This is a genomic window from Nostoc sp. DedQUE08 (assembly GCF_034530895.1).
GTDB lineage: Bacteria > Cyanobacteriota > Cyanobacteriia > Cyanobacteriales > Nostocaceae > Nostoc.
Map to the genome: position 1 here is coordinate 55,534 of NZ_JAVRCD010000009.1, position 21,876 is coordinate 77,409.

Consider the following 21,876-nt stretch of genomic DNA (forward strand, 5'->3'; position numbering starts at 1 on the left):
CGCCGTCAATCTTATCGTTGCCAGATCCGCCGTCAATCTTATCGTTGCCAGATCCAGTATTAATGATATCGTCGTCAGATCCGCCGTCAATCGTATTTTTACCATCACCGGCGTTAATCGTATCATTGCCAAATCCGCCAATAATTGTATCGTCACCAGATCCGGTGTTAATGCGATCGTTGCCAGATACACCGCTAATTATATTGTTCCCCGCTCCGGCGTTAATCGTATCGTTGCCAGAACCAGCGTTAATCGTATCGTTGCCAAATCCACCGTCAATCTTATCGTCGCCAGATCCGCCGTCAATCCTATTGTTCCCAGATCCGCCGTTAATCGTGTCGTTGCCAGATCCGCCTTGAATCCTATCGTTGCCAGATCCGGTGTTAATTATATCGTTGTCATATCCACCATCAATCGTATTATTGCCATCACCAGCGTTAATCGTATCGTTGCCAAATCCACCGTTAATCGTGTCGTCGCCAGATCCGGTGTTAATCGTATCGTTGCCAGAAACACCGTTAATTATATTGTTCCCCACTCCGGCGTTAATCGTATCGTTGCCAGAACCAGCGTTAATCGTATCGTTGCCAGAACCAGCGTTAATTGTATCGTCGCCAGATCCGCCGTCAATCCGATCGTTGCCAGATACGCCGTTGATTGTATCGTTGCCAGATCCGCTTTGAATCCTATCGTTGCCATTACCACCTTGAATCTTATCGTCACCGTCAAATCCGCCGTCAATCGTATTGTTGCCAGATCCGCCGTCAATTATATCGTTGCCTCTTCCCCCGTCAATCGTATCGCTGTCAGATCCGCCCAGAAGGCTATCATTACCGTTTCCGCCGTTAATTCTATCGTCGCCAGAACCACCATTAATCGTATCGTTGCCTCTTCCGCCCCTAATTATATCGTTACCGTCAAATCCGTTGATGATATCAGGTAGAACAGAAAAAGAATTACCAAGATTGTCAGGCTGATTAGTACCGTTAATGGTTGGCATAGTGAATTTATCCTGAATTTAGAGGGTAAAAAATTACTTCGTCACTTCCCCAGTGGAGAAATAACGAGTGGGAAGATATAACAAATTAGACCTGTTTTAATTAGGTCTTTGCTGTTAAGTCTAAAGATTTGAGAAACACTGGATCTATTGATGATATTGGCATCAAAATAGATTGTGCCAACAGTCATGTTATGTCCTTGTACCTGATGAATTCACAGTTTCTAGCAGCAATCTGCTAGCAAATAAGCAGATTATCTTCTACGGAATTGCATAGGTTTTAGGACATTTTTACTGTATTCAGAATAATAAAAGTATGATACTACCTCAAGCTTACTTTTTTCTATATTTAAGAAATAATAATTAACGGGACTTGAGATCGCGATACTTTTTTATTTATAAAAAAGTGGCATTCATTTATAAAGACTGAATGCCACTTTGTATTTCTCAAAATTCCTGATTATGCAGATATTTTATTTATCCAGGTAGAGTTATGCCAGTTACAGCGATCGCACCTGCGATCGCACTGGCAAAAAGAGAAGTAATCGCTGTCCCAAATATCCACCATGCAGCATTGGCAACGGTTTTCTTGGTTTCTTCAGCTTGCTTTTTAGCTTGCTCTTGAATCGCTTTCAGGCGTTTTTTAGTTTCTTTCTGAATGCGTTCGGCTCGATGCAATACGCTATCTCGCGCCGATTCTATTTGGTTAATAATGCGGTTAGCATCCGCTTCGGAAATATCTTCACGAGAACTCAATACAGCAACTAAGGTGTCACGATCGAATTCACTGAGGCGATCGCGCAATGCTTCAAATCCAGCTTGGGGATCGTCGAAGACTTTTGCAAAGTCTTGCTTAATGCCTTCATAGTTGAGTTCAGGAAGATTCAGGGAGTTGAGATAGTTGCGAACTTTGGCAAAAACTCCGTCTAGCACTGATTGCACTCTCTGCTGAATCTGTTGGAATTGTTCGACAATCGAGCTGCGAACAGAATCAATTTGATCCACAATTCGGTTAGCTTCCTCTTCTGAGATATCCTCACGTTGGGATAATAGCGCCACAATTGTCGAACGGTCAAATTTCGCGGCGCGATCGCTTAAACTCCCAAGTCCAGCGCGGGGAGAAGACAGCAGCAATTGTAAATCGCGTTTGATTCCTTCGGGATTGAGTTCTTCTTTGTTAGTATTACGCAGATATTCTTCGAGATTGGCTTCAAAATCTAAAGCTTGTTGAGTCGTGCGCTTTGCTAAACGTCGTGGCGCTCTCAGGATATCACCAATGGCATCTTGAGCGCGATCGATGATTTGATTAACCTGCTCTTGGCTCAAGTCGCCGCGTTGACTCACGAGTTTTACTAAGGTTTCTCGATCGACATTAGACAAGCGATCGCGCAGTGCTAAGGCTCCAGCTTGAGGATCGTCGAGTAATTTTTCCAAATCGGCTTTGATACCTTCTGGATTAAGTTCTTCCAAGTTGGTATTGCGAAGATATTCGGCGATCGCTTTTGTAGTTTTTTCGTACTGTTCTTTCGCTTGTTGCGGTACTTGCAAAATACTATCTCGGACTGCTTCAAGCTGATCGAGAGTTTGATTTATCTGTTCTTCGCTCAAATCTTGACGCTGACTGAGCAATTGTACTAAAGTATCGCGGTCAAATTGCGATAGGCGCGATCGTAAGAGGCTAATTCCAGCTTGCGGATCGTCTAGCAAAATTCTAAACTCACGTTTGATCGCTTCAGGATTGAGTTCGTCTTTATTAGTATTTTGCAGATAGTCTTCAACTCTTTGACGCAGTTCATCGGCTTTTGCTTTTGCTTGTTCTTGCAATTCTCTAGCACGATTCAAGAGATTATCGCGGTTGCGTTCGAGTTGACTAACAATATTATTAGCTTCCTCTTCGTTGATATCTTGACGCTGTTGGAGCAATTGTACAAAAGTATCGCGGTCAAATTGTCCGAAGCGGCTATTTAAATCTTCAAAGCCAGCTTGTGGATCGTCTAGCAAGTTGCCAAAGTCTCGTTCAATACCTTCGGGATTAAGTTCGTCTTTACCCGTAGAACGCAGATAATCTTCGATGCGGCTGCGGAAATCTTGCCCTTTTTCTCTTGTTTGAACCTGTTTGACAGTTTCTAAAACTTCCAGGCGATCGCTTTCCATTTGTTCGGAAATTTCTTTTACCCTAGCTTCGCTAATATCACCGCGCTGCTTTAGTAAGTTGGTGAAATATTCTTGATTGATTTCTTCCAACTCTCGTCTCACAGTTGTTGGATCTGCATTTACGTCATAGATGACTTCTTTAAATTCATCTATTAGGGTAATTCGATTGAAGTGCCAAGGAAACGAATGCAATATGTAGTCTTCTACATCGGCCTTAATTGCATTTTCCAGTGATATGGGTAATTTTGCAGATACTTGCTCAGTTGCTTCCTCTCTAAACTTTTGAAATTGTTCTGTGACTTGCTCGACATCGACATCTTGAACTTTTTCTTTCAGTTTTTGCAACTGAGTTGTAATTTTGTTCACATCGATATTAGAAAGGTTTACCCGTTCCAGAACTGCTGGCGCAGCTGCACTTAAGCCATACGTAATAGCTTGCTTGATTATACCATTGCCATTACCGCCTCCGATTGTAACCAATTCTTGCAGCCGTTCACCTAATCGATCGGAATTAAGTTCTTCAGGTGTAGCAGACTTGAGTAAATTAATTACTTGTTCGGTGGGATTTTTGCGATTTAAAGCTTGTTGCCATGCACCTTCAAATTGATCGGCAATGCTATTGATATCTTCTTGAGATAAATCGCTACGGCTACTGATTAAATCAACAAATGTTTGGCGATTAACGTTTTGCAATAGGTCGCTATTAGCAACAGATTGCAAATCTGTATCTTTAAGAAGTTGATCAAATTGACTCCGAATTTCTTTGATATCCAGCTTTGGCAATTGCAGAGAACTTAAAGAACTTTGGAGAGTATTTTTAATACCTTCAGAATCAAAACCTGAAGTTAATTCCCGCCGGACTGCGGCTGTAATATCTTCAGCAGTAGAAACTAACTGTTTTTTTGCAGTATTAGCACCGATGCCAGCAGTTGCCGTGCCCATCAGAGTTTGAAAACCAGAAGTAACAGTATTAGATATAGAACCAATTAAAGAACCTACTGCTGATGAACCCAACCAAATTACTAGTGAAAAATAGGTAGACCAAATGACTACACCAATAATTGCTCCTAAAAATGCGCTTTCGATTAGGCTAAGTTTTACTGCTAAAAAACAAGCAATAAATAATGCAATGCTAACGGTTATTAATGCCCAAGTACCAACTTTAGCTTGACCTTTACGAATTGTCTTACCCAAACTTTCAGACTCATCATCAGAATCTGAGCCTATTTCCCAAGATGAAATTCCGACAGCGACTGAAAAGTTTGTCAATAATAATTGAAAGGCAAATGCCATCAAAACCCCAGCTAGCAGTGCTACCAACAATTTAGGCCCAGAAAAAACAACTGATGCTTCTTCTGGAGTTAGTACTTCCTGAGCTAAAGTTATCGGCGCCGATCCAAAAGATAGCCAATTCCATTTAAAAAAAGTTAGAACACCTTGAAACATCATATTCTCTCACTTTTACTCAATTAAATACCTATTCATAGGCTTATTTATCAGCTTAATTATCATTTATGTAAGCTGGCACTTTCTTTAGTAATAAGTTGGTTAGCCAAAAGTCGTATTTAAAAGAAATAAATATTTATTTTTTGTTTCAAAAAAACTTATAATTTAGTTAACAATTTATGAGTCAATATTAGGCAAAAATAAATCTCATAAAACTGTATCTACTGATATAGAAGGTTATGAGCGGGTGGGTTACACTAGCAAATCTGAGAAAATAATGTATTTTAGTATCAATTTTATTGAAATATTGAAAACAGAGAATAATTGTTATAAAAACTTTAGAAAATAAAATATATTTTTTAGTAGAGATTTAGTTACTAACTTTAGATAAAACTACCTATATCTAATGATAGAGATAAAAATTCTTCCAAGCGATTGATGAAAATTAAATAGAAACATGTATAAATAATGGTTACTACGAGCTATGAATTAGTAAATAATTGATTTTTGTTTGCTGAGGAGAAAGAATAATGGTAGTCGGTGTACATAAACGTGCTGTAGGTGTATTTTCTCATCGTCGAGATGTTGAACACGCCCTACATGAATTAAAAAAAGTTGGCTTTGACATGAACAGAGTTTCTGTTATTACCCAAGATGGTGACAGAGACGATATTGCTGGTGCGGATGTGAGCGATCGCGTTGGCGATCAATCTGACGAAGGTGCTAAAGTCGGAGCAGCTACAGGCGGTGCTTTGGGCGGATTGACTGGCTTATTAGTTGGTCTTGGCACTTTAGCAATCCCTGGAATCGGGCCAATCATGTTGGCTGGAGCCGCAGCAACTACCCTAGCTACAACTCTCGCTGGCGTTGGTATTGGTGCAGTAGCTGGTAGTTTACTTGGTGCATTAATTGGTCTAGGAATTCCTGAAGAACGAGCTAGAGTTTATGACGAACGTGTTAGACGAGGACACTATTTAGTCATTATTGATGGTACAGATTCAGAAATACTTAGAGCAGAATCAATTTTAAATCATCAGGGTGTGGAAGAGTTTGGCATTTACGACCACCCAGATGCGACAAATCCAGCCACTGGTTATGTGACTCCAGCTGCGACTGCGGGTTATAGTGGTGTTTCCAAACGTGCGATCGGGGTATTTTCTCATCGTCGAGATGCAGAAGCAGCAATTACAGAATTACGAGATGCAGGTTTTTCCTTGAATCAAGTCTCCATCATTGCCAAAAATACAGACGGTCATGGGATCGGTGGTGTAGATGTAGACAGAAACGTTGGTACTGGTAATAAAGCAGACGATGGCGCAAAAACTGGAGCAGCTACAGGCGGTGTTCTGGGTGGCTTGACCGGCTTATTAGTTGGACTTGGAACTCTAGCAATTCCTGGAATCGGGCCTGTAATTGCTGGTGGCGCAGTTGCAACAGCTTTGGCGACAACATTAGCTGGTGGTGCGATCGGTGCAGCAGCCGGTAGTATTGTAGGCGCACTTGTTGGCTTGGGAATTCCTGAAGACAGGGCGCGAGTTTATGGCGATCGCTTCCAAAGAGGCGACTACTTAGTAATTCTTGATGGTACGGAAGCTGAAATCCACCAAGCTGAAGCGATTCTTAAGCGTCGAGGTATTGAAGAATTTGCAATCTATGATGCTACTGAGATTAGTGAATATCGCCCAGGTTCCGACCGAGTAACGCATAATGACGCAGCAGTAGTCGATCCGATTCGCCCCAATTACTCAACAGAGCCTCATAGAAACGATCCTGCTGTAGTTATTGTCGATCGTCGTGATGAAGTACTTTAACCTAAAGTAGTTTTCACTCACACTAATTAGACAAAATTGCAGGAGCAATAATTTGAAAACTTTGCTCCTGACTAAAAAAACTTGCTCCTCATCTTTGCCGTAAAGATCAATAGATTTCATTTTCGGATTCAGAATTAAACCAATGAAAAAGCTAACCCCTTTCGTAATTAGTTGCCTTTTAGTGTTTGGTGTTGCCGCTTGTGATAACGCTTCTAAAACAAGTGAATCTGCACCCAACAATCCTAATGAGGCTCCCCAAACACCAACTGCGAAAACAACAGAAGCTTCTCAAAAAGATGCACAAAGTGAAGTTCGTAGAAGACAACTCAATGAGGATATTCGCGCTCGCGAACAGCGCAATAATACTACTGGTGGCGATACAAAAAGAGCTAAAGCTGACTTAGAAAGTGAAGTTCGCTCCAAATTAGAGGCTAATATCCCCAAGAGTCAACTAACAGTTAATGCCGCAGATGGTGGTGTTGTGACTGTGGCTGGAACTGTCACCAATCAGCAGGAATTGGCTAAAATTGAAAAATTAGCTAAGGAAATTAAAGGTGTGAATAGTGTAGTTGTGAAAGCAACTGTTGCCAAAGTAACTAACTAAGGCAACTAACTAATAAACCCAAGTGAGCAGGTAGAGATAAACCGATTTAACTGCTCCTGCTAAACCTGAGTGGTCAGTAATAAGTTTAACTGACCACTAATAATTGATAACTGACAACCTTAATAACTATATTTATTGATGCTCACAGTTATACAAAGTCTTGTAGTTACCAAACATAAAAACTATGGAAACCGAACAACAGCAACGTGAATCGATCGATGCTTCCTTATCACAAGGTACGCTAGCACTTGAAGGTACTGATACTGCAAACTTGCCAAAGTTACCCCCAGCATCCGAACCTGAATCTCAATGGCAGCAAATTAGCAGACAAATTTCTCAATTTTTAGAGCAACTGCCCCAATACTTAAGTGACTTTTTTCGGGACTATAAGCAGCCTCTAATAAGCGTTGCTTTAATTTTGGCAGCGATTATTACAGCTAGAGTAGTACTGACGGTACTAGCTGCAATCAATGATATTCCCCTACTATCACCACTTTTTGAGTTAGTTGGAATTAGTTACACCAGTTGGTTTGTTTTCCGTTATCTACTGAAGGCTTCAACTCGCCAAGAATTAGCCGATGAAATTCAATCACTGAAAAACCAATTCGTGGGCGAGTAAATTTTTTGTCTATTAAACAAGAGTTTACACGGGCAAATAGAATTTGCAGCTACGCAAACTCTTGTCCGGTTCTGCCGGCTTAGGTAAAGCCTTGTATAGTTGCAGTTTCTAATTGCCCTTTTTATGTTAAGTTGGCTTCAACTAAAACTCTTGTTCTACCAAGAAATATTAATTCACAGTATTTAACCGGACTCAACCTTAGTGTTTTAGATACATCAAAAGATAGAGAATATAACATTATTTTTAAATTTAAGTCACTTCTCAAGATAGTAGCTTGGAGATGAGAAACAGCCTAATCTAGTTTCTGAAGTTATTTAATAGATTCTTTAACGAGGACATAAATTATGGCTAATGAAGCAGTTAAGAGAGATACAGATTCATCTGATAGAGCGGAAGTCAATAATTACGATCGCGGCATTATCCCTGCTGAAACCGCCGCTAGAATGGAAAGAGAAGGAGATAAGTTCAAAAAAACTCCCACGGAAGAACGGGAAGCAGAAGCACCTACTGACGATCAAACCGATTCCGAAAGTATACGTACCACTGACGGCTATACCATAGATAATGAAGGTTTGTCTAATAACTATGCAATTGAACCGGAAATGTATTACGAAGAACCGGGTGATGCACGCCAGCAAGCCGCAGAAGAGAAGCAACAGCGGATCGAAGAACTTGGAGAAGTTAATCAGGATGAGGAAGGCAAGTTGACAGATAAGGGTGACAGCCGCGGTAGAGGCCCAGGAATAATTTAATTAACAACTCTTTTGCTGGGTGCAATTACACGTAAGAAGGCTAAATAGGTGTTTTCTAGAGACGCAATTATTGCGTCTCTAATTTTTTTTAGATTGTGTGTGGTTCGATAATCAACGGCTCAAGTTCGCGATTATGCCATTGCTGCTGATACCATTCGGCAACCAAAGGACGGACAATAAACTTGGGCTGTTTATCGCCTTTAACATCAATACGTAAACCTGAATAAGGTCGTCGCTTCTGAGAACCTTGACCGTTGCGACCGATGAAGAGATGCGATCGCGCCACTAATCTATTCTCCTCCATCAAATCTGCTCCCTCAATTCGCTGGCGTCGCAAACTAAACCCGCTACCGCCACAAACAATCCAGTGGATATGAGAATCAGCGTGTCCCGTATCCATTGTTTCTAGGTGTTCTAGGCAGTGTGCGTGACCATTTATTACTAAATCTACCAAAGGACGACTCTGATTTAAAGAACCGATTTCTTTAGCTACCGCATCCAGTACCCCACGCAGGCGATCGCGAACAATTAGAGTTTGTGCTTGTTGCCACTTCGTCGCCTCAGTTACATAAGGAGGATGATGGAAATAAATTATCCTTCCTCGAACTTCAGAATTATTCCAAGATTCAATTAATCTTTGCTTGAGCCAATCCAGTTGTTCAGTGTCAGTCAGCGTTGTTTTATTAGTGGCTAGTTGCTTATCGATATCAACAATAATTTCTTCAATTTGTGACATCTTGGCATGGAAGTCGTCTAATTGATCGGCTTCACTGGGGTCTTCCGGTCGAAGTTTGGCTGAGGTTTCAATAATTTGCAGTTTTTCTTGCTCTAAATCTTCGCGACGTTTTTCTAGGAGTTTGCGATCGGCGTTACCTTTTTTTGTTTTCGGTAGCGGTGGTGGATCGTTAAAGGTATTAGAATCCAAAGCAAAGAAATCAATACCGCCGTAACGAAATGTGTAATAGCGATTAGGAAGGCGGGTAAATTCCCCAGGTTGATAGGAAAGACAACGACCTGTATCTGTCTTGGCTGTGTAATACCGATCTAAGTGGCTGGCTAACTCTCCTGGAAGCTGAAACGCCTTTAGATAGTCAAGAAATGCCTTTGCGTAAGCGTCACCGCATCTTGAGCCATGTAAACCCACATCTAGGTCTAACCGCGATCGCAACAGCTGGCGAATGGGTAATGTTGTTAGGGATGCCAAGCTCAATAAAATCGGCAAGTTATAGTAATCGTGATTTCCCGGCACTGGTAAAATGGGCAGCTTAAAAACCATCTGGTCGTAAGCAATCCGTTTGCGATGCTCTATGCCGGAGATAAACTCTCGGTAAGGCTGGATGAAGTTTTGCTGGTAGTATTCACTCGATCCCACTAAATAAATCACATCTCCCGTATGCAGCATAAAACGGGATTCGTTGTGATGGGGCAGCATAAGTTCAGCTACTTGTCGTTGGGGATTGTGTCCCCGATGCCTGCCGGAACCACTATCACCGACAACTAAAAATGAGAACTCAGAATTGTCTGTTTGACCATCTTCCAAAACCAGCCGAGTTTGGTCAATATCCCGTTCCACAATTAACGGATCTTGCCATCGTACCCGCTGATTCATTTTCCGAATTTTATTAGCGATCGTTGGATCGGATACAAGTTTCAATGCAACCTACTCCTGAGTTTTCAATTGAAGGGGAGCAGGGAGAAATCAATTCAAAATTCAAAATTCAAAATTCAAAATTGAAGATTCAATCCCCATGCCCCATACCCTCATTCTTCTGCTGTATCTTTCATCTCAATAATCAGATTAGGGAGTCCCTCTAGTTTTTCGGTCGGCTCAACTTCTTCTACTAATGGCACGAAAATTCTTAAGCCTGCTGGTACACACTTAATTTCTACAGGTGTTGTGCCTACTATTTCACCATCTAGAACAACTTTTTGTGGTGGCTCTGTAGTAATTTTAAATTGTTTGGCTCGCAGGAAACCTATATCATCTCGTTCAACGGCGTTACCTGTGGAAGCCGTTTGAAATAGATGAAACGTGGCAGCGATCGCTCCTGCTTTGTTAGTTGGAGCTACAATTGTTAAATCTAGTAACCCATCATCATAAACCAGACCTGCTGGGCCTTGAGCCAAAACTGAAGTGGGAGGCGCGGCATTTGCTACCGTTACTGCACTGGCACTAGTTTTAATTATCCTATCTTCAGTTTCAATTTCAACATCAAAGTTTTTTAAATTTCTTAATTGCTGGATTCCTGCCAAAACGTAGGCCATCATCCCAAAGCGATTTTTGGCGTCTCGATCTGCCAATTCTACAGTTTCAGCTTCAAAGCCAATACCTGCCAAAAGTACCATTGGGCGATCGTTGCAATAGGCTACGTCTACATGGGTGGTTGCTCCCTGCAAAATTGTCTGACACGCACCTGCGATCGTGTCAGGAATTCCTAAAGCTGTGGCAAAAGCGTTCGCTGTTCCTCTGGAAACGATCCCAAATGGGATATCAGTTCCCACTACCGCCGCCGCCGCTATTGAGAGAGTACCATCCCCCCCGGAAGCAATGATTGCATCTACTCCTCGCTCTATAGCTTGATATGCCAGTTGGTCGGCATCGATTTCTTCAGTTGTAAAATAAATATCTAGATCGATCTCTGGCTCTAATATTGCCCGAATTTCTGCTAGCTCTGTATCTGGGTCGCCCTGACCCGCAACAGGATTGAAAATCAGACAGGCGGAACGATTCATAAGGTATAATAACTAAGCTTGGATAACTAATGAAGATAACAAATTATTCTTAGCATTCCTAGAAATTTTCAACTTCTCTTTTCGGGCTGAGTTTTTTAGACGATCGCATCATAGCACCAAGAAAAGGCAAGAACCTTTAATCGTTCTTAAGACCTTCCCAAAGAACTCTATTTTTAACCGTCTGTTTCACATTACTCACTCAACCAGAAGGATGTTTGGTTAATCGGTAGAAAAATTTAAAGCCATCATCAGAATTGTATATAGACAGGCTTTAGGAAATTCCTATATTATGGGAAGTGAGCAAATTACTGTTCTTGAGTCGTTGTTTCAGCAAAGTTAAATCAGCGATCGCAAGTTTATCTGTTTAGTAGCGAAGGGCAATTGAATTAAACTTTAGGCATCTCTTCAGTTGCGCTCTCATCAATACGTAAATCTAGCTACTATCTCCATTAATCAGACAAGTTGCTTGAGCAACTTATTAAAGGTAGACAAAATTCCACTACAGCCTACTAGTACAATGTCTAAGTTAATCTTGAGGGTTTGTAGTAAGCACTTTAGTGCTTAGAAAATAAGGACTGAAGTCCTTACTACAAACTTCAACTTGGCATACTACTAATCAGTTTTGCCGGAATTACAACTCAAAGGGCTAATAACTGGGGATAAGGGAGACAAGAGCAAAATTAAATGCCTTTCAGGAGTGCTGAGTTGGGAATCTTCAGAACTCGGTACTGACTCAACGCCTCGCTAGCAGAACTGTTTTGGCTCATACATAATTCCCAATCCCTGCAAATTTATAGCTCTAATATGTCTATTCCTTTGTTAAGCTATTCCCCCTCATCTCGAAATCATCGTGTATCTGGATATGAGATTCTTGGCGACGAGCAACCTAGAATTCATACAACCGAATATCTGCAATCATCACTAGAAATGGATGCCTTGATTAAGGCAGCTTATCGCCAGATTGTCCACAAACAACAGATGCTAGATAGCAACCGCCAAATCTGTCTAGAATCCCAACTGAGAACTGGTCAAATTACAACTAGGGATTTCATTCGAGGGTTAGCAATATCTGATGCATTCCGGCGACTCAATTACGAAAGCAACAACAATTACCGCTTTGTGCAGATATGCGTACAGCGTTTATTGGGTCGTGAGGTTTACAATGAAGGCGAAAAACTAGCCTGGTCGATTGTGCTAGCTAGTAAAGGACTGCACAAGTTTATCGACGATTTGGTGGATAGTGAGGAGTATATGAGTAACTTTGGTTACAATACAGTCCCCTATCAACGGCGACGGATTTTACAAGGACGCTCTTTAGGAGAATTACCATTTGCCAGAATAGCTCGTTATGGCGAAGATTATCGCAATAAATTGCTGCTTCCCATGAGGAGAAAGCAGGTTGAGCCTTTTAATTTACAAACCTTCTTACGCAGTTCTAACAGAGATGTGGTGTTATTGCTATTAGCTTCAACACTGGCACTGATTGTCTTGTTTAGTTTGCTGACCACATTTGGTTATTTCCCAAAATTTGGTGGGTAGTAGCTGAAACTTGAGATGTAGCGATCGCTCACAATGGCGATCGCTACATCCAACAGTCAGAACTTTACAAACAGCTACAAACACTCAACGCTGAACTAGAACACTGCCTTCAACAACGGACTCAATAGTTAGCTAAAGTCCGCTTACAAGGAGCAATGAAAATTCCTTTTCCCCATTCCCCATTACCCCTTATCCCCAGAGGGGGCCCCACCATCCCCATTCCCCATCCCCTTCTATATATTTGAGATTCCACAAACAAGCTTTTGGTAAAGAATTGTAATCCAAAATCCAAAATCTAAAACCCAAAATTCGCATGAGTCCCTGACTACGGTAGTCTAGATGAGAGTGAATTTATCGCCTCCTTTGATATATTGTTTTATGACTTCAGTTGTTTCTAGTCCCCCACGCACTATTCGGATCGGCTCACGTAAAAGCCAACTTGCTCTGGTTCAGACCTACTGGGTACAAGAGCAACTACAGAAAAGCTTTCCTGATATCACTTTTGAAGTCCACACCATGTCTACCCAAGGCGATAAAATCTTGGATGTAGCATTAGCTAAGATTGGCGATAAAGGACTTTTTACTAAAGAACTTGAACTCGGAATGATCGATCAAGAGATTGACTTTGCAGTTCATTCTCTTAAGGATCTGCCGACTCACTTACCAGAAGGGTTAACGTTAGCAGCAATTACTGAACGAGAAAACCCAGCAGATGCATTAGTGGTGCATGAAAAGCACAAAGATAAACAAATCGATACGTTGCCAGAAGGTGCGGTAATTGGTACATCTTCTCTACGGCGGTTAGCACAGTTACGCCATCATTTCCCTCACTTTACCTTTAAGGATGTGCGAGGAAACTTAATTACACGGTTGGCAAAACTGGATGCAGGTGAATACGATGCTTTGATTTTGGCAGCAGCAGGATTAGAGAGATTGGGAATGGGCGATCGCGTTCATCAAATTCTCCCCAAAGAAATCTCCCTCCACGCGGTTGGACAAGGAGCTTTGGGGATAGAATGCCGTGCTGATGATAGTGAAGTGCTATCTCTACTCAAAGCAATTGAACATACTGAAACACGCGATCGCTGTCTTGCCGAACGATCTTTTCTCCGTTCTCTAGAGGGTGGATGTCAAGTACCTATCGGTGTAAATACAGAAATATCTGGTGATAATTTAACTTTAACCGGGATAGTCGCCAGTGTAGATGGTCAAAAGTTTGTCAAAGATACCGTCACCGGACTTGCCAATAACGCCGAAGCACTAGGCACAGAACTAGCAGAACTGTTGCGAAAACAGGGCGCGCAAGAAATTTTATCAGAAATTTTTGCGGTGATTCAGCGCGGTTCCTAAGCAATTGGGCAAGCCGATGTGATTAGATAATAATTGATCGCCGTTGCACTGATGTGCCAGACGCGACTTGTCGCGTTGGTCGGGATTTCAAAAAGTTAATTTGACAATATTGACTCAGGGAAGCAAAAATTACCATGCGGATTCTATTTGTTGCAGCAGAGGCAGCACCAGTTGCGAAAGTAGGAGGAATGGGTGATGTTGTCGGGGCATTACCCAAAGTCCTGAGAGAAATGGGGCATGATGTGCGGATATTCTTGCCTTACTACGGCTTCCTGCCAGACAAAATGGAAATTCCCTATGAACCCATTTGGTGGGGAGATGCGATGTTCCAGCACTTTGCAGTGTATGAAAGTGTTCTGCCTGGTACTGATGTTCCCTTGTACTTATTTGGACATCCGGCCTTCATGCCGCGCCGCATCTATTCTGGAGATGATGAAGATTGGCGGTTCACATTGTTTGCTAATGGTGCAGCCGAGTTCGCCTGGAATTACTGGAAGCCAGATATTATCCATTGTCACGATTGGCATACAGGAATGATTCCCGTATGGATGCACCAAGATCCTGATATCACCACAGTGTTTACCATCCATAATCTGGCTTATCAAGGGCCGTGGCGTTGGTATTTAGAAAAAATTACTTGGTGTCCCTGGTATATGCAAGGACACAACGTCATGGCGGCGGCGGTACAATTTGCCAATAAGGTAAATACAGTTTCGCCTACCTATGCCGATCAAATCAAGACAGCTACTTACGGTGAAACATTAGAAGGTTTGCTGTCTTTTATTAGCGGTAAATTATCTGGAATTATCAACGGTATTGATACCGAAGTTTATAACCCAGAAAATGACAAATACATTGAGCAAACCTTTACTGCTGATACTTTAGAAAAACGCAAAGCCAATAAAATTGCTTTGCAACAAGAAGTAGGATTAGAAGTCAATTCCAAAGCCTTTTTTATTGGGATTGTTACCCGATTAGTAGAACAAAAAGGGATTGATTTGATATTGCAAATCCTCGATCGCTTTCTATCTTATACAGATGCCCAGTTTGTGCTGTTGGGGACAGGCGATCGCTACTATGAAACTCAGATGTGGCAATTAGCATCCCGTTTCCCCGGACGCATGGCAACTTACTTACTGTATAACGATGCCTTGTCTCGCCGGATCTACGCTGGTACTGATGCCTTCTTGATGCCTAGCCGTTTTGAACCATGCGGTATTAGCCAAATGATGGCTTTGCGTTACGGTTCTGTGCCGATTGTCCGTCGCACAGGTGGATTAGTTGACACCGTAACTCATCACGACCCTGAAAATGCTGCTGGTACTGGTTATTGCTTCGATCGCTATGAACCGTTAGACCTTTTCACCTCTATGATCCGAGCTTGGGAAGGCTTCCGTTTCAAACCGCAATGGCAAGAACTACAGCAACGTGGCATGAGTCAAGATTTTAGCTGGTATCAATCTGCCAAGCAGTACGTGAAGTTGTACAGGTCAATTTTCGGTTTGCCAGAAGAAGAAGAGGAGACACCAGAACCAAAGTTAGTTTTAAACGAAGCAGTCACCAGTAGTAAGTCCTAAACCGCCAGTAGAGGCGTACAGATGTGCGTTTCTACTCCTAACTTTAAATAACTCAATTTGCTAGTTATGGATTCGGGCGATACCTTCTCTACGAGACGCTACGCATAGCAAGATCCCCAAAGGGGTACGGTGAGCTTCTGTAAGAGACGCTGCCCCAAAGGGGTACGCTAACGCAAAACTTTTCGGTTTACTGAAATTGAAATCTGGTTTAGTATTGTACTTCATGAACCTGCAATCTGCTGTAAAGAGGCGTCATTGTGCTTAGTGAACGCGAGAAGATGTTGGCAGGAGAGCTGTATAACAAGCTTGACCCTGAACTAGTCCGCGCTCGCGACCGGGCGCGGGACTTGTGTCAAGACCTCAATGCCATGCGCTTTTCCCAACACGAGGAGCGTCAGCGCATCCTCCAAGAACTGTTGGGCGCAGGAGGCGAGGACGTGTGGATACAGTCGCCATTCTTCTGCGACTACGGGTTCAACATACTGATCGGGAAGAAGTGCTTTTTCAACTTCAACTGCGTCGTACTCGATGTCTGCCAGGTCAAAATCGGAGATTACACATTGTTTGGCCCAGGGGTGCAGATTTATACTGCCACCCACCCGCTTAACGCAAAGTTGCGCCGCCAGCAGGAGTTCGGCAAGTCGGTTGAGATCGGCTCTGACGTGTGGGTTGGCGGCGGGGCTGTCATTTGTCCGGGCGTGACAATCGGTTCGGGGTGCGTCATCGGCGCGGGTAGCGTAGTCACCCACGACATTCCTGCCGGGGTGTTAGCTGCTGGCAACCCCTGCCGTGTTATCCGGGAAATAACGGATATCTAGGTTCAATATAACTTTTGAATTCTAACTTCTAACTATTGAGTACTTGTTGCTTTCGCCCTAATTAACCAATCACGATCGCCAGTACAAATTTCCCGCCCAGACGAATCTCCTAAGCGGTCTAGCGCTAATAAACAAGCGTATTTCAAATCCCAAATCGGTGTATTCAGGCAAATTTTGATTTCAGGAATTGCTCGTGAATCACCCAATTCACCAAGAGCGATCGCACACGCAGCACGAGATTTCTGAAACTGGGGTTCGCGGTTGTGCAGGTTTTCTATTAATAAATCGTAGGCGGGTGCATATTTCAGCCAACCGAAAAGTTTCATCACATGATAATGAGCGCCATAGTCGTTATATGCTTTATCGCTATAAGTTGTTAACAATGCTGCTGGTGCTTCTTGTGCATAGATATCTAGTAAGGTTTTTGTCGCTAAATAGCAACGTCCAAAATCGGTTTCGTAGAGTTCGTTAATCACAAAATCCAGAACAGGGGTGGCGTCATACTCATGTACTAGATCGAGGTCGTTGGGACGATCGTAGAGTACTTGCTCTAAGTAAGGTTGAATTTCTGTAAAAGTAATTTTACCACTGGGAACGCCTGCATCCAAAAGCATCCGCAATGCTCGTAACCGAAATACCAGAGATACTGGACAACGAGCGATTTCTGGGATGGCTTTGTAGTAGCAAGAATCAATCAAATCTTGAATGCAACCGCGTCGTGCATTGACGCTAGAACTTTGCAGTAGCGCCATTACCTCAGTAATTTGGGAGTAGTCACCCGTGAATCGACAAACTGTAGCGATCGCCGCACTACGAGTAGGTTCATCCTCAGATAAAGTAAATTTTCGTACACGTTCAAGGGACGGTTGATAGTCAGCGTTAGCTAAAGTGTGAATAATGACTCGATAGATTTGACCTGGTTTATCCAGGAGTTGCGCCACCTCTTCGAGAATTTCTGGATCTTTAGTCCCGATTTCTCCGATCGCCCATACGGTATTTTCAACAGTATAAATATCATCATCTTTAAGACATTGCCTAATTACAGGTAAAGCTGATTGTGCCTGCAATCGCCCCAGACTTTCCACAGCTTTGCGTCGGACAATGCGGTGGTCTAACTCATCAGGGTTACTGTTTTCAATCGCCCGCACCAAAGCCGCGATCGATTGCTCAGTCGGGAAGTTAATTAAATGGGAAACAGCAATATACTTATCAGAAGCGTCTTCGAGTTGTTCTAATGGTGTATCGATAATTGCGATCGCTTCTTCTTCTGTTAAGCCAAACATTTTAAAAAAACGTTTATCCATTGATCTGTAAATTGCTCTTGGATAATTGCTTTGAAGTCACTTTTACTATCGTACTAGGGACTGGGTACTAGTTATTGGGCATTAGAAAATAATGTAGTTGAGTTAGACTTTTGAAGATTTACATCAAAAAGCTTTACCAGTGGTAACGCGATCTGAGAAGATCGAAACATATACATTTGTCAGCTATTAGTTAGTTGTCTCTCTTTAACGAATAACCAAATACAAACATTTTTGGGAACACCATCGCACATCATTCATATAAACACATATTTAGGAAACAAAACTTATGGATGAAACTTCAGAACTCACAACAACCGATAACGTAACCGCTCAAGATGTAGCAGAAGTGATTGCAGAACTTGAGCAATATCGGGAACGTCTAGTTCAAGAAACTACGGAAACGGCAAAACGGGCTAAGTTGAAGAAAGTAAGCGTTATGGCAAACCTGGAGCCTGAGCTTGCCAAGATTGATTCTGCCCTCCAGGAACTCCGTAATCAGCAAGCTGCGCTGAATGGCAGCAACTAGTCATTTGTCTTGATAATTTAGCTAGAGATTATATGCTCAACTCCGAAACTCAATCCGGGACAGATTCGTTAAATCTGTCCCATGCAGAAACTGACGCTTTATTTGCAGTAGTGAGTGAGCAATTAAGCTTAAACACCTTCAACTCGGATGACCAAGAGCTAGTAAAGCGGATGGTTGAGAGTATGGGAGACTCACGAGGCATGGTTAGGTTGAGTTTTGCAGAGGCTTTGGGTAAAATCGGCAAACCAGCGACCCCTTTATTGATGGAAGCTGTGGCAAATCATCCCAACCCAGTTGTGCGGAGAGCCAGCGCTAAAACCTTGACACTGATTGCTGACCCGATCGCAGTTCCGACTTTGGTCAATGCCCTGTTAAATGATGAAGATATGGTGGTCAAAACCTCGTCGGTGGGGGGGCTTGCCAAAATAGGTGAGGCAGCTGTACCAGCATTGCTGAAAATCTTAGCGTCAACCGAGTATCCAGAAAGTGCCAAAGGTCATGCCGTATGGGCGTTAGGATTTATTGGTGCAGAGGCGAAGGAGCATTTATATCGAGAGATTAACTCCGACTCCGCTGAAGTTCGGGCTGCGGTGGTGGGTGCGATCGCTAAAATTGCTCAAGAAGGCACTCAAGAAGGAGCATTTAATATTTTAATGAACGCCCTCAACGATCCATCTGAAATTGTCAGGTGTGAAGCCGCAGCAGCTTTGGGTAGCCTGACTTATCGTTCCGCAATTCCTAGCCTTGTTGAATTACTACATCATCCCGATTGGGAAACCCGAAAAGCAGCAGCTCTGGCATTGATGAAAATTGGCGATGGTGCTGCTTTAGAACCCCTGCAAGCTGCATTAACTGAGGAAGAAGAAGCGGGGGTTCAGGCGGTGATGAAGTTGGCAATTTCTCAAATTGAGAGGCAGTTAGAAGAGGAAGCTTGGGAATAAGGCGATGGACATTTTCCATTTGAGCGCATAATTAGCGATCGCTACTCTCAGTTATATTTAATCACTTGATCTAATCGGGGCAAAGCGCTCACTGCTGACTCTCGAACATACGGATCGACAGATTCATCATTTGTCAATGCCGTCAGCACTTCCACCCCACGGATATCGCCCATCGAACCGAGTGCATTGACGATCGCCACAGCTACCGCCACATTATCTATTGTTTTCAGAGCTTCAGTCAAAATCTCAAAGGCAGGAGATCCAATCTCACCCAGTGCCATTACGGATGCAATATAAACAACTGGATTTGGGTCATTAAGCGCTGTTTGCAATCCCTGTAAGCCCTCATTCGGGAAGGGAACATCGGGATGATTAGCAGCAACCTGTGCTAGAGCTTTAGCACAACTACCCCGAATGGTTGCATTATCACTATTTACTAATGACTCTACCAGTAGCGGTACAGCATCTGTCCCAATAGCACCCAGTGCTTTTACCGCAGCTCGACGATAGGTGACATCTTCTTCATCTAAAATACCCATCAGCCGAGGAATGGTATTTTCATCACGGACATCAGCCAGTTCCCACATAGCTCGTTCCCGCAAATTGGGATTGGGATGTTTTAATTGTGCAAATAGAGAATCTATTGTCATAAAAGAAAATTTCCCTGTTTAAATCCCCCAAGTTCGATAATTACGAATTACGAATTACGAATTACGAATTATTAACAACAGAGGGACTCTTGGTCAATCACCCAACCTGATACAGGCAAAGCAACAGACTGAGAGTCCCTAAGTTTTAGAGTATGACGATCGCTCGTCTATGTCTAGTCAATCCCTATGACTATGAAAGAGAGTTGATTACGTAGTCGAGGAGATTGCGGAACTCAACCAACGCTTGAGGAGACAAGTCGCGAGGAGCGCAAGCGCGATCGCGAGTATAAGTCAATGCGGTAACGTAGGGAGCGGTGGGCAGATTCAAAGAGCGATAAACTTCGCGAGCACCTGCAATACCCCACTCATCCAGAGGGCCAGTACCGCCCACAACTAAGCTGTAGTTGATCAAGCGTAGGTAGTGCTTGATGTCGCGCAGGCACTTGTCTTTCTTAACTTGAGTGTCGCCAGCTTCACCTTCTTGGCTCAGGAAAGGATATTTCTTGAATGCAGCATCATAACCTTCCTTAGCTACAGCATCGATACCAGAAGCTAGCTTTTCAGCAGCTTCTAAACGAGCATTAGCACGTTGAATACTACCTTGAACGGATTCTAGATCGGAGGTGGTTGGAAAACGACCTGCTGCATCAGCAGATCCAATAACTGTAGTGATAACTGATTTCATTGCTTTTTATACTCCAGATTAGATTTGATCGAGTTTTAATTTCAGTTTGCTTGGCTAATAGCCTTTAACCATGAGCGATTAGCTCAGAGCAGAAATAACGCGATCGAAATAGCTAGCAGCTTCAGCAGCTAGAGCAGAGCAGTCGCCTTGAACAACTTCTTGTTTGCGGAATCTTTTGCCAGCGTTAGCTTCAGTGTTGGTGTTGGTGATGTGAGCAACGCTGATCGCTTTCAGGATTTGGAAAGCCCGTACAGAAGATCCAGTGGGTACGCCCAAAGCTGTGTAAGTTTCTTTCAAACCGTTCAAAGCGCGATCGTCCAATACGGAAGAATCACCAGCCAACAATGCATAAGTTACATAGCGCAGAACGATTTCAGCATCGCGCAAGCAAGCAGCCATCCGACGAGTGGGGTACAAGTTACCACCAGATTGAATCAAACCTGTGTTTTCACAAGCAATCCCAGCAATGGCATCAGAAACCGCACAGCTAGCGTTGCTGGCGATCGCATTCACTGCATCAAGGCGCTTGTTGCCTTCAGCGATGAAAGACTTAAGGGCTGCTAAGTCAGCACCACCGATAGGAGCGGTTTTAGCATCAGCTGAAATTACAGCTCTGGAAAAAGCATCAAGAACCATGAGTTCTCCTTAATATTCACAAATGGCGGATATTATTTTTGGCGTGTTTTCAAGCAGGTTAACTGCGAGTAGCCAAACAAAAACATAGGGGATCGATAGTACCCTAGTCTTTACTATGAGAGAGAAAGTAATAATCTGTAATATTTACCTGGAATTTGCTTTCCCGATCGAGAAATCAAGTTTTAGCCGAAATTGAGCAAAAAAATTAAGACTTACGCATTTTGATGGAACTCTCCCATTGCGTAAGTCTTAAAGAAATAATTTTGTTTTTTAGTCGATCAAGCTTGTTTTAACAAATGTTTGACCAAATTATCTTTCACCATCATCTGCCGTAAAACTTCTAGTAAAAATTCTTGAGCCTCTTGTTGACTCAAATTTTTTACCTGATCTTTCAAATTTTGTAAGCGAAACTGTTGCTCTAAAGTTAATTCGACTGGAAAGTCCATCATTCACTCCTGTGATTGATTGAATCGAAAAGTATTTGTTGTTAGTGGAAGACGATCGCTTCCTACTAGTTTAGCACTTGGATATTAAAATGTCTACATTGTCAAGCTATAAGAAATCAGACTCATAAAAGTTTACAATTACATGACAACATATTTGTCCCTCCCTTTCTAGGGTGTTTATTGAAGCTGACCACTAATCGCTGTAATGTTTAGAATGTTTATATACCAACTACTCTAAAAACAAAGACCTCGTAAAACATCATCCGCAGGAGTAATAAGTAGGAGTCA

At 42.6% G+C, this 21,876-nt stretch carries 19 protein-coding genes; 10 read left to right on the forward strand and 9 right to left on the reverse strand.

Going from position 1 to position 21,876, the window contains the following annotated elements; all coding sequences use genetic code 11:
* Positions 1-1,000, reverse strand: a 1,000-nt coding sequence (locus tag RMY64_RS08425) for a calcium-binding protein (RefSeq protein ID WP_322699806.1), incomplete at its 3' end; no start/stop codon positions are given.
* 474 nt (positions 1,001-1,474) lie between these two features.
* Complete coding sequence (locus tag RMY64_RS08430; RefSeq protein ID WP_416212136.1) at positions 1,475-4,597, reverse strand: MFS transporter; 3,123 nt, start codon at positions 4,595-4,597, stop codon at positions 1,475-1,477.
* 530 nt (positions 4,598-5,127) lie between these two features.
* Between RMY64_RS08430 and RMY64_RS08435 the strand changes: the two genes are divergently transcribed.
* From RMY64_RS08435 to RMY64_RS08450, 4 genes are all read left to right on the forward strand, one after another.
* Positions 5,128-6,408, forward strand: a complete 1,281-nt coding sequence (locus RMY64_RS08435; protein WP_322699808.1) for a general stress protein — start codon at positions 5,128-5,130, stop codon at positions 6,406-6,408.
* A gap of 142 nt (positions 6,409-6,550) precedes the next feature.
* Positions 6,551-7,012, forward strand: coding sequence for a BON domain-containing protein (locus RMY64_RS08440; protein ID WP_292741746.1), 462 nt, complete (start codon positions 6,551-6,553; stop codon positions 7,010-7,012).
* Between the two features lie 184 nt (positions 7,013-7,196).
* Positions 7,197-7,631, forward strand: coding sequence for a CAAD domain-containing protein (locus tag RMY64_RS08445; protein ID WP_322691797.1), 435 nt, complete (start codon positions 7,197-7,199; stop codon positions 7,629-7,631).
* Positions 7,632-7,975: 344 nt separating this feature from the next.
* Complete coding sequence (locus RMY64_RS08450) at positions 7,976-8,383, forward strand: hypothetical protein (RefSeq protein WP_322672032.1); 408 nt, start codon at positions 7,976-7,978, stop codon at positions 8,381-8,383.
* Between the two features lie 88 nt (positions 8,384-8,471).
* Here RMY64_RS08450 and RMY64_RS08455 read toward each other — a convergent pair whose 3' ends face one another.
* Both RMY64_RS08455 and RMY64_RS08460 read right to left on the reverse strand, forming a co-directional pair.
* A complete protein-coding gene (locus RMY64_RS08455; protein WP_322699809.1) occupies positions 8,472-10,037 on the reverse strand; it encodes a metallophosphoesterase in 1,566 nt (521 codons plus the stop codon).
* Positions 10,038-10,144: 107 nt separating this feature from the next.
* Complete coding sequence (locus RMY64_RS08460; RefSeq protein WP_322684931.1) at positions 10,145-11,116, reverse strand: YegS/Rv2252/BmrU family lipid kinase; 972 nt, start codon at positions 11,114-11,116, stop codon at positions 10,145-10,147.
* An 804-nt stretch (positions 11,117-11,920) separates the two neighbouring features.
* Between RMY64_RS08460 and RMY64_RS08465 the strand changes: the two genes are divergently transcribed.
* From RMY64_RS08465 to RMY64_RS08480, 4 genes are all read left to right on the forward strand, one after another.
* Positions 11,921-12,655 (forward strand): phycobilisome rod-core linker polypeptide, encoded by a 735-nt coding sequence (locus RMY64_RS08465; RefSeq protein ID WP_322699810.1) that lies wholly within the window; start codon positions 11,921-11,923, stop codon positions 12,653-12,655.
* 378 nt (positions 12,656-13,033) lie between these two features.
* Positions 13,034-14,005, forward strand: coding sequence for a hydroxymethylbilane synthase (hemC, locus tag RMY64_RS08470; RefSeq protein ID WP_322672029.1), 972 nt, complete (start codon positions 13,034-13,036; stop codon positions 14,003-14,005).
* A 134-nt stretch (positions 14,006-14,139) separates the two neighbouring features.
* On the forward strand, positions 14,140-15,582 hold the full coding sequence (gene glgA, locus RMY64_RS08475) for a glycogen synthase GlgA (protein ID WP_322699811.1): 1,443 nt from the start codon (positions 14,140-14,142) through the stop codon (positions 15,580-15,582).
* 257 nt (positions 15,583-15,839) lie between these two features.
* The gene (locus tag RMY64_RS08480; protein ID WP_322684928.1) at positions 15,840-16,400 is read left to right on the forward strand and encodes a sugar O-acetyltransferase; all 561 of its coding nucleotides are present in this window, start codon (positions 15,840-15,842) and stop codon (positions 16,398-16,400) included.
* A 32-nt stretch (positions 16,401-16,432) separates the two neighbouring features.
* Here RMY64_RS08480 and RMY64_RS08485 read toward each other — a convergent pair whose 3' ends face one another.
* Positions 16,433-17,704 carry a HEAT repeat domain-containing protein gene (locus RMY64_RS08485; RefSeq protein WP_322699812.1) on the reverse strand — a complete coding sequence of 424 codons (1,272 nt, stop codon included), beginning with the start codon at positions 17,702-17,704 and terminating at the stop codon, positions 16,433-16,435.
* Positions 17,705-17,990: 286 nt separating this feature from the next.
* On the opposite strand from RMY64_RS08485, the gene RMY64_RS08490 reads away from it, so the two are divergent.
* Positions 17,991-18,230 carry a hypothetical protein gene (locus RMY64_RS08490; RefSeq protein WP_322672025.1) on the forward strand — a complete coding sequence of 80 codons (240 nt, stop codon included), beginning with the start codon at positions 17,991-17,993 and terminating at the stop codon, positions 18,228-18,230.
* A gap of 32 nt (positions 18,231-18,262) precedes the next feature.
* Positions 18,263-19,171: a HEAT repeat domain-containing protein gene (locus RMY64_RS08495; RefSeq protein WP_322672024.1), complete on the forward strand. Its 909-nt coding sequence runs from the start codon at positions 18,263-18,265 to the stop codon at positions 19,169-19,171.
* 47 nt (positions 19,172-19,218) lie between these two features.
* On the opposite strand, the gene RMY64_RS08500 is transcribed toward RMY64_RS08495, so the two are convergent.
* The 4 genes from RMY64_RS08500 to RMY64_RS08515 all read right to left on the reverse strand — a co-directional run bounded on the left by RMY64_RS08500 (position 19,219) and on the right by RMY64_RS08515 (position 21,591).
* On the reverse strand, positions 19,219-19,821 hold the full coding sequence (locus RMY64_RS08500; RefSeq protein ID WP_322672023.1) for a HEAT repeat domain-containing protein: 603 nt from the start codon (positions 19,819-19,821) through the stop codon (positions 19,219-19,221).
* Between the two features lie 190 nt (positions 19,822-20,011).
* A complete protein-coding gene (locus RMY64_RS08505) occupies positions 20,012-20,506 on the reverse strand; it encodes a bleomycin hydrolase (protein ID WP_322672022.1) in 495 nt (164 codons plus the stop codon).
* 78 nt (positions 20,507-20,584) lie between these two features.
* Entirely contained in the window at positions 20,585-21,142 is a 558-nt protein-coding gene (locus tag RMY64_RS08510) for a bleomycin hydrolase (RefSeq protein ID WP_322672021.1), read from the reverse strand.
* 278 nt (positions 21,143-21,420) lie between these two features.
* Positions 21,421-21,591, reverse strand: coding sequence for an NblA/ycf18 family protein (locus tag RMY64_RS08515; protein WP_242060871.1), 171 nt, complete (start codon positions 21,589-21,591; stop codon positions 21,421-21,423).
* Positions 21,592-21,876: the final 285 nt, after the last annotated feature.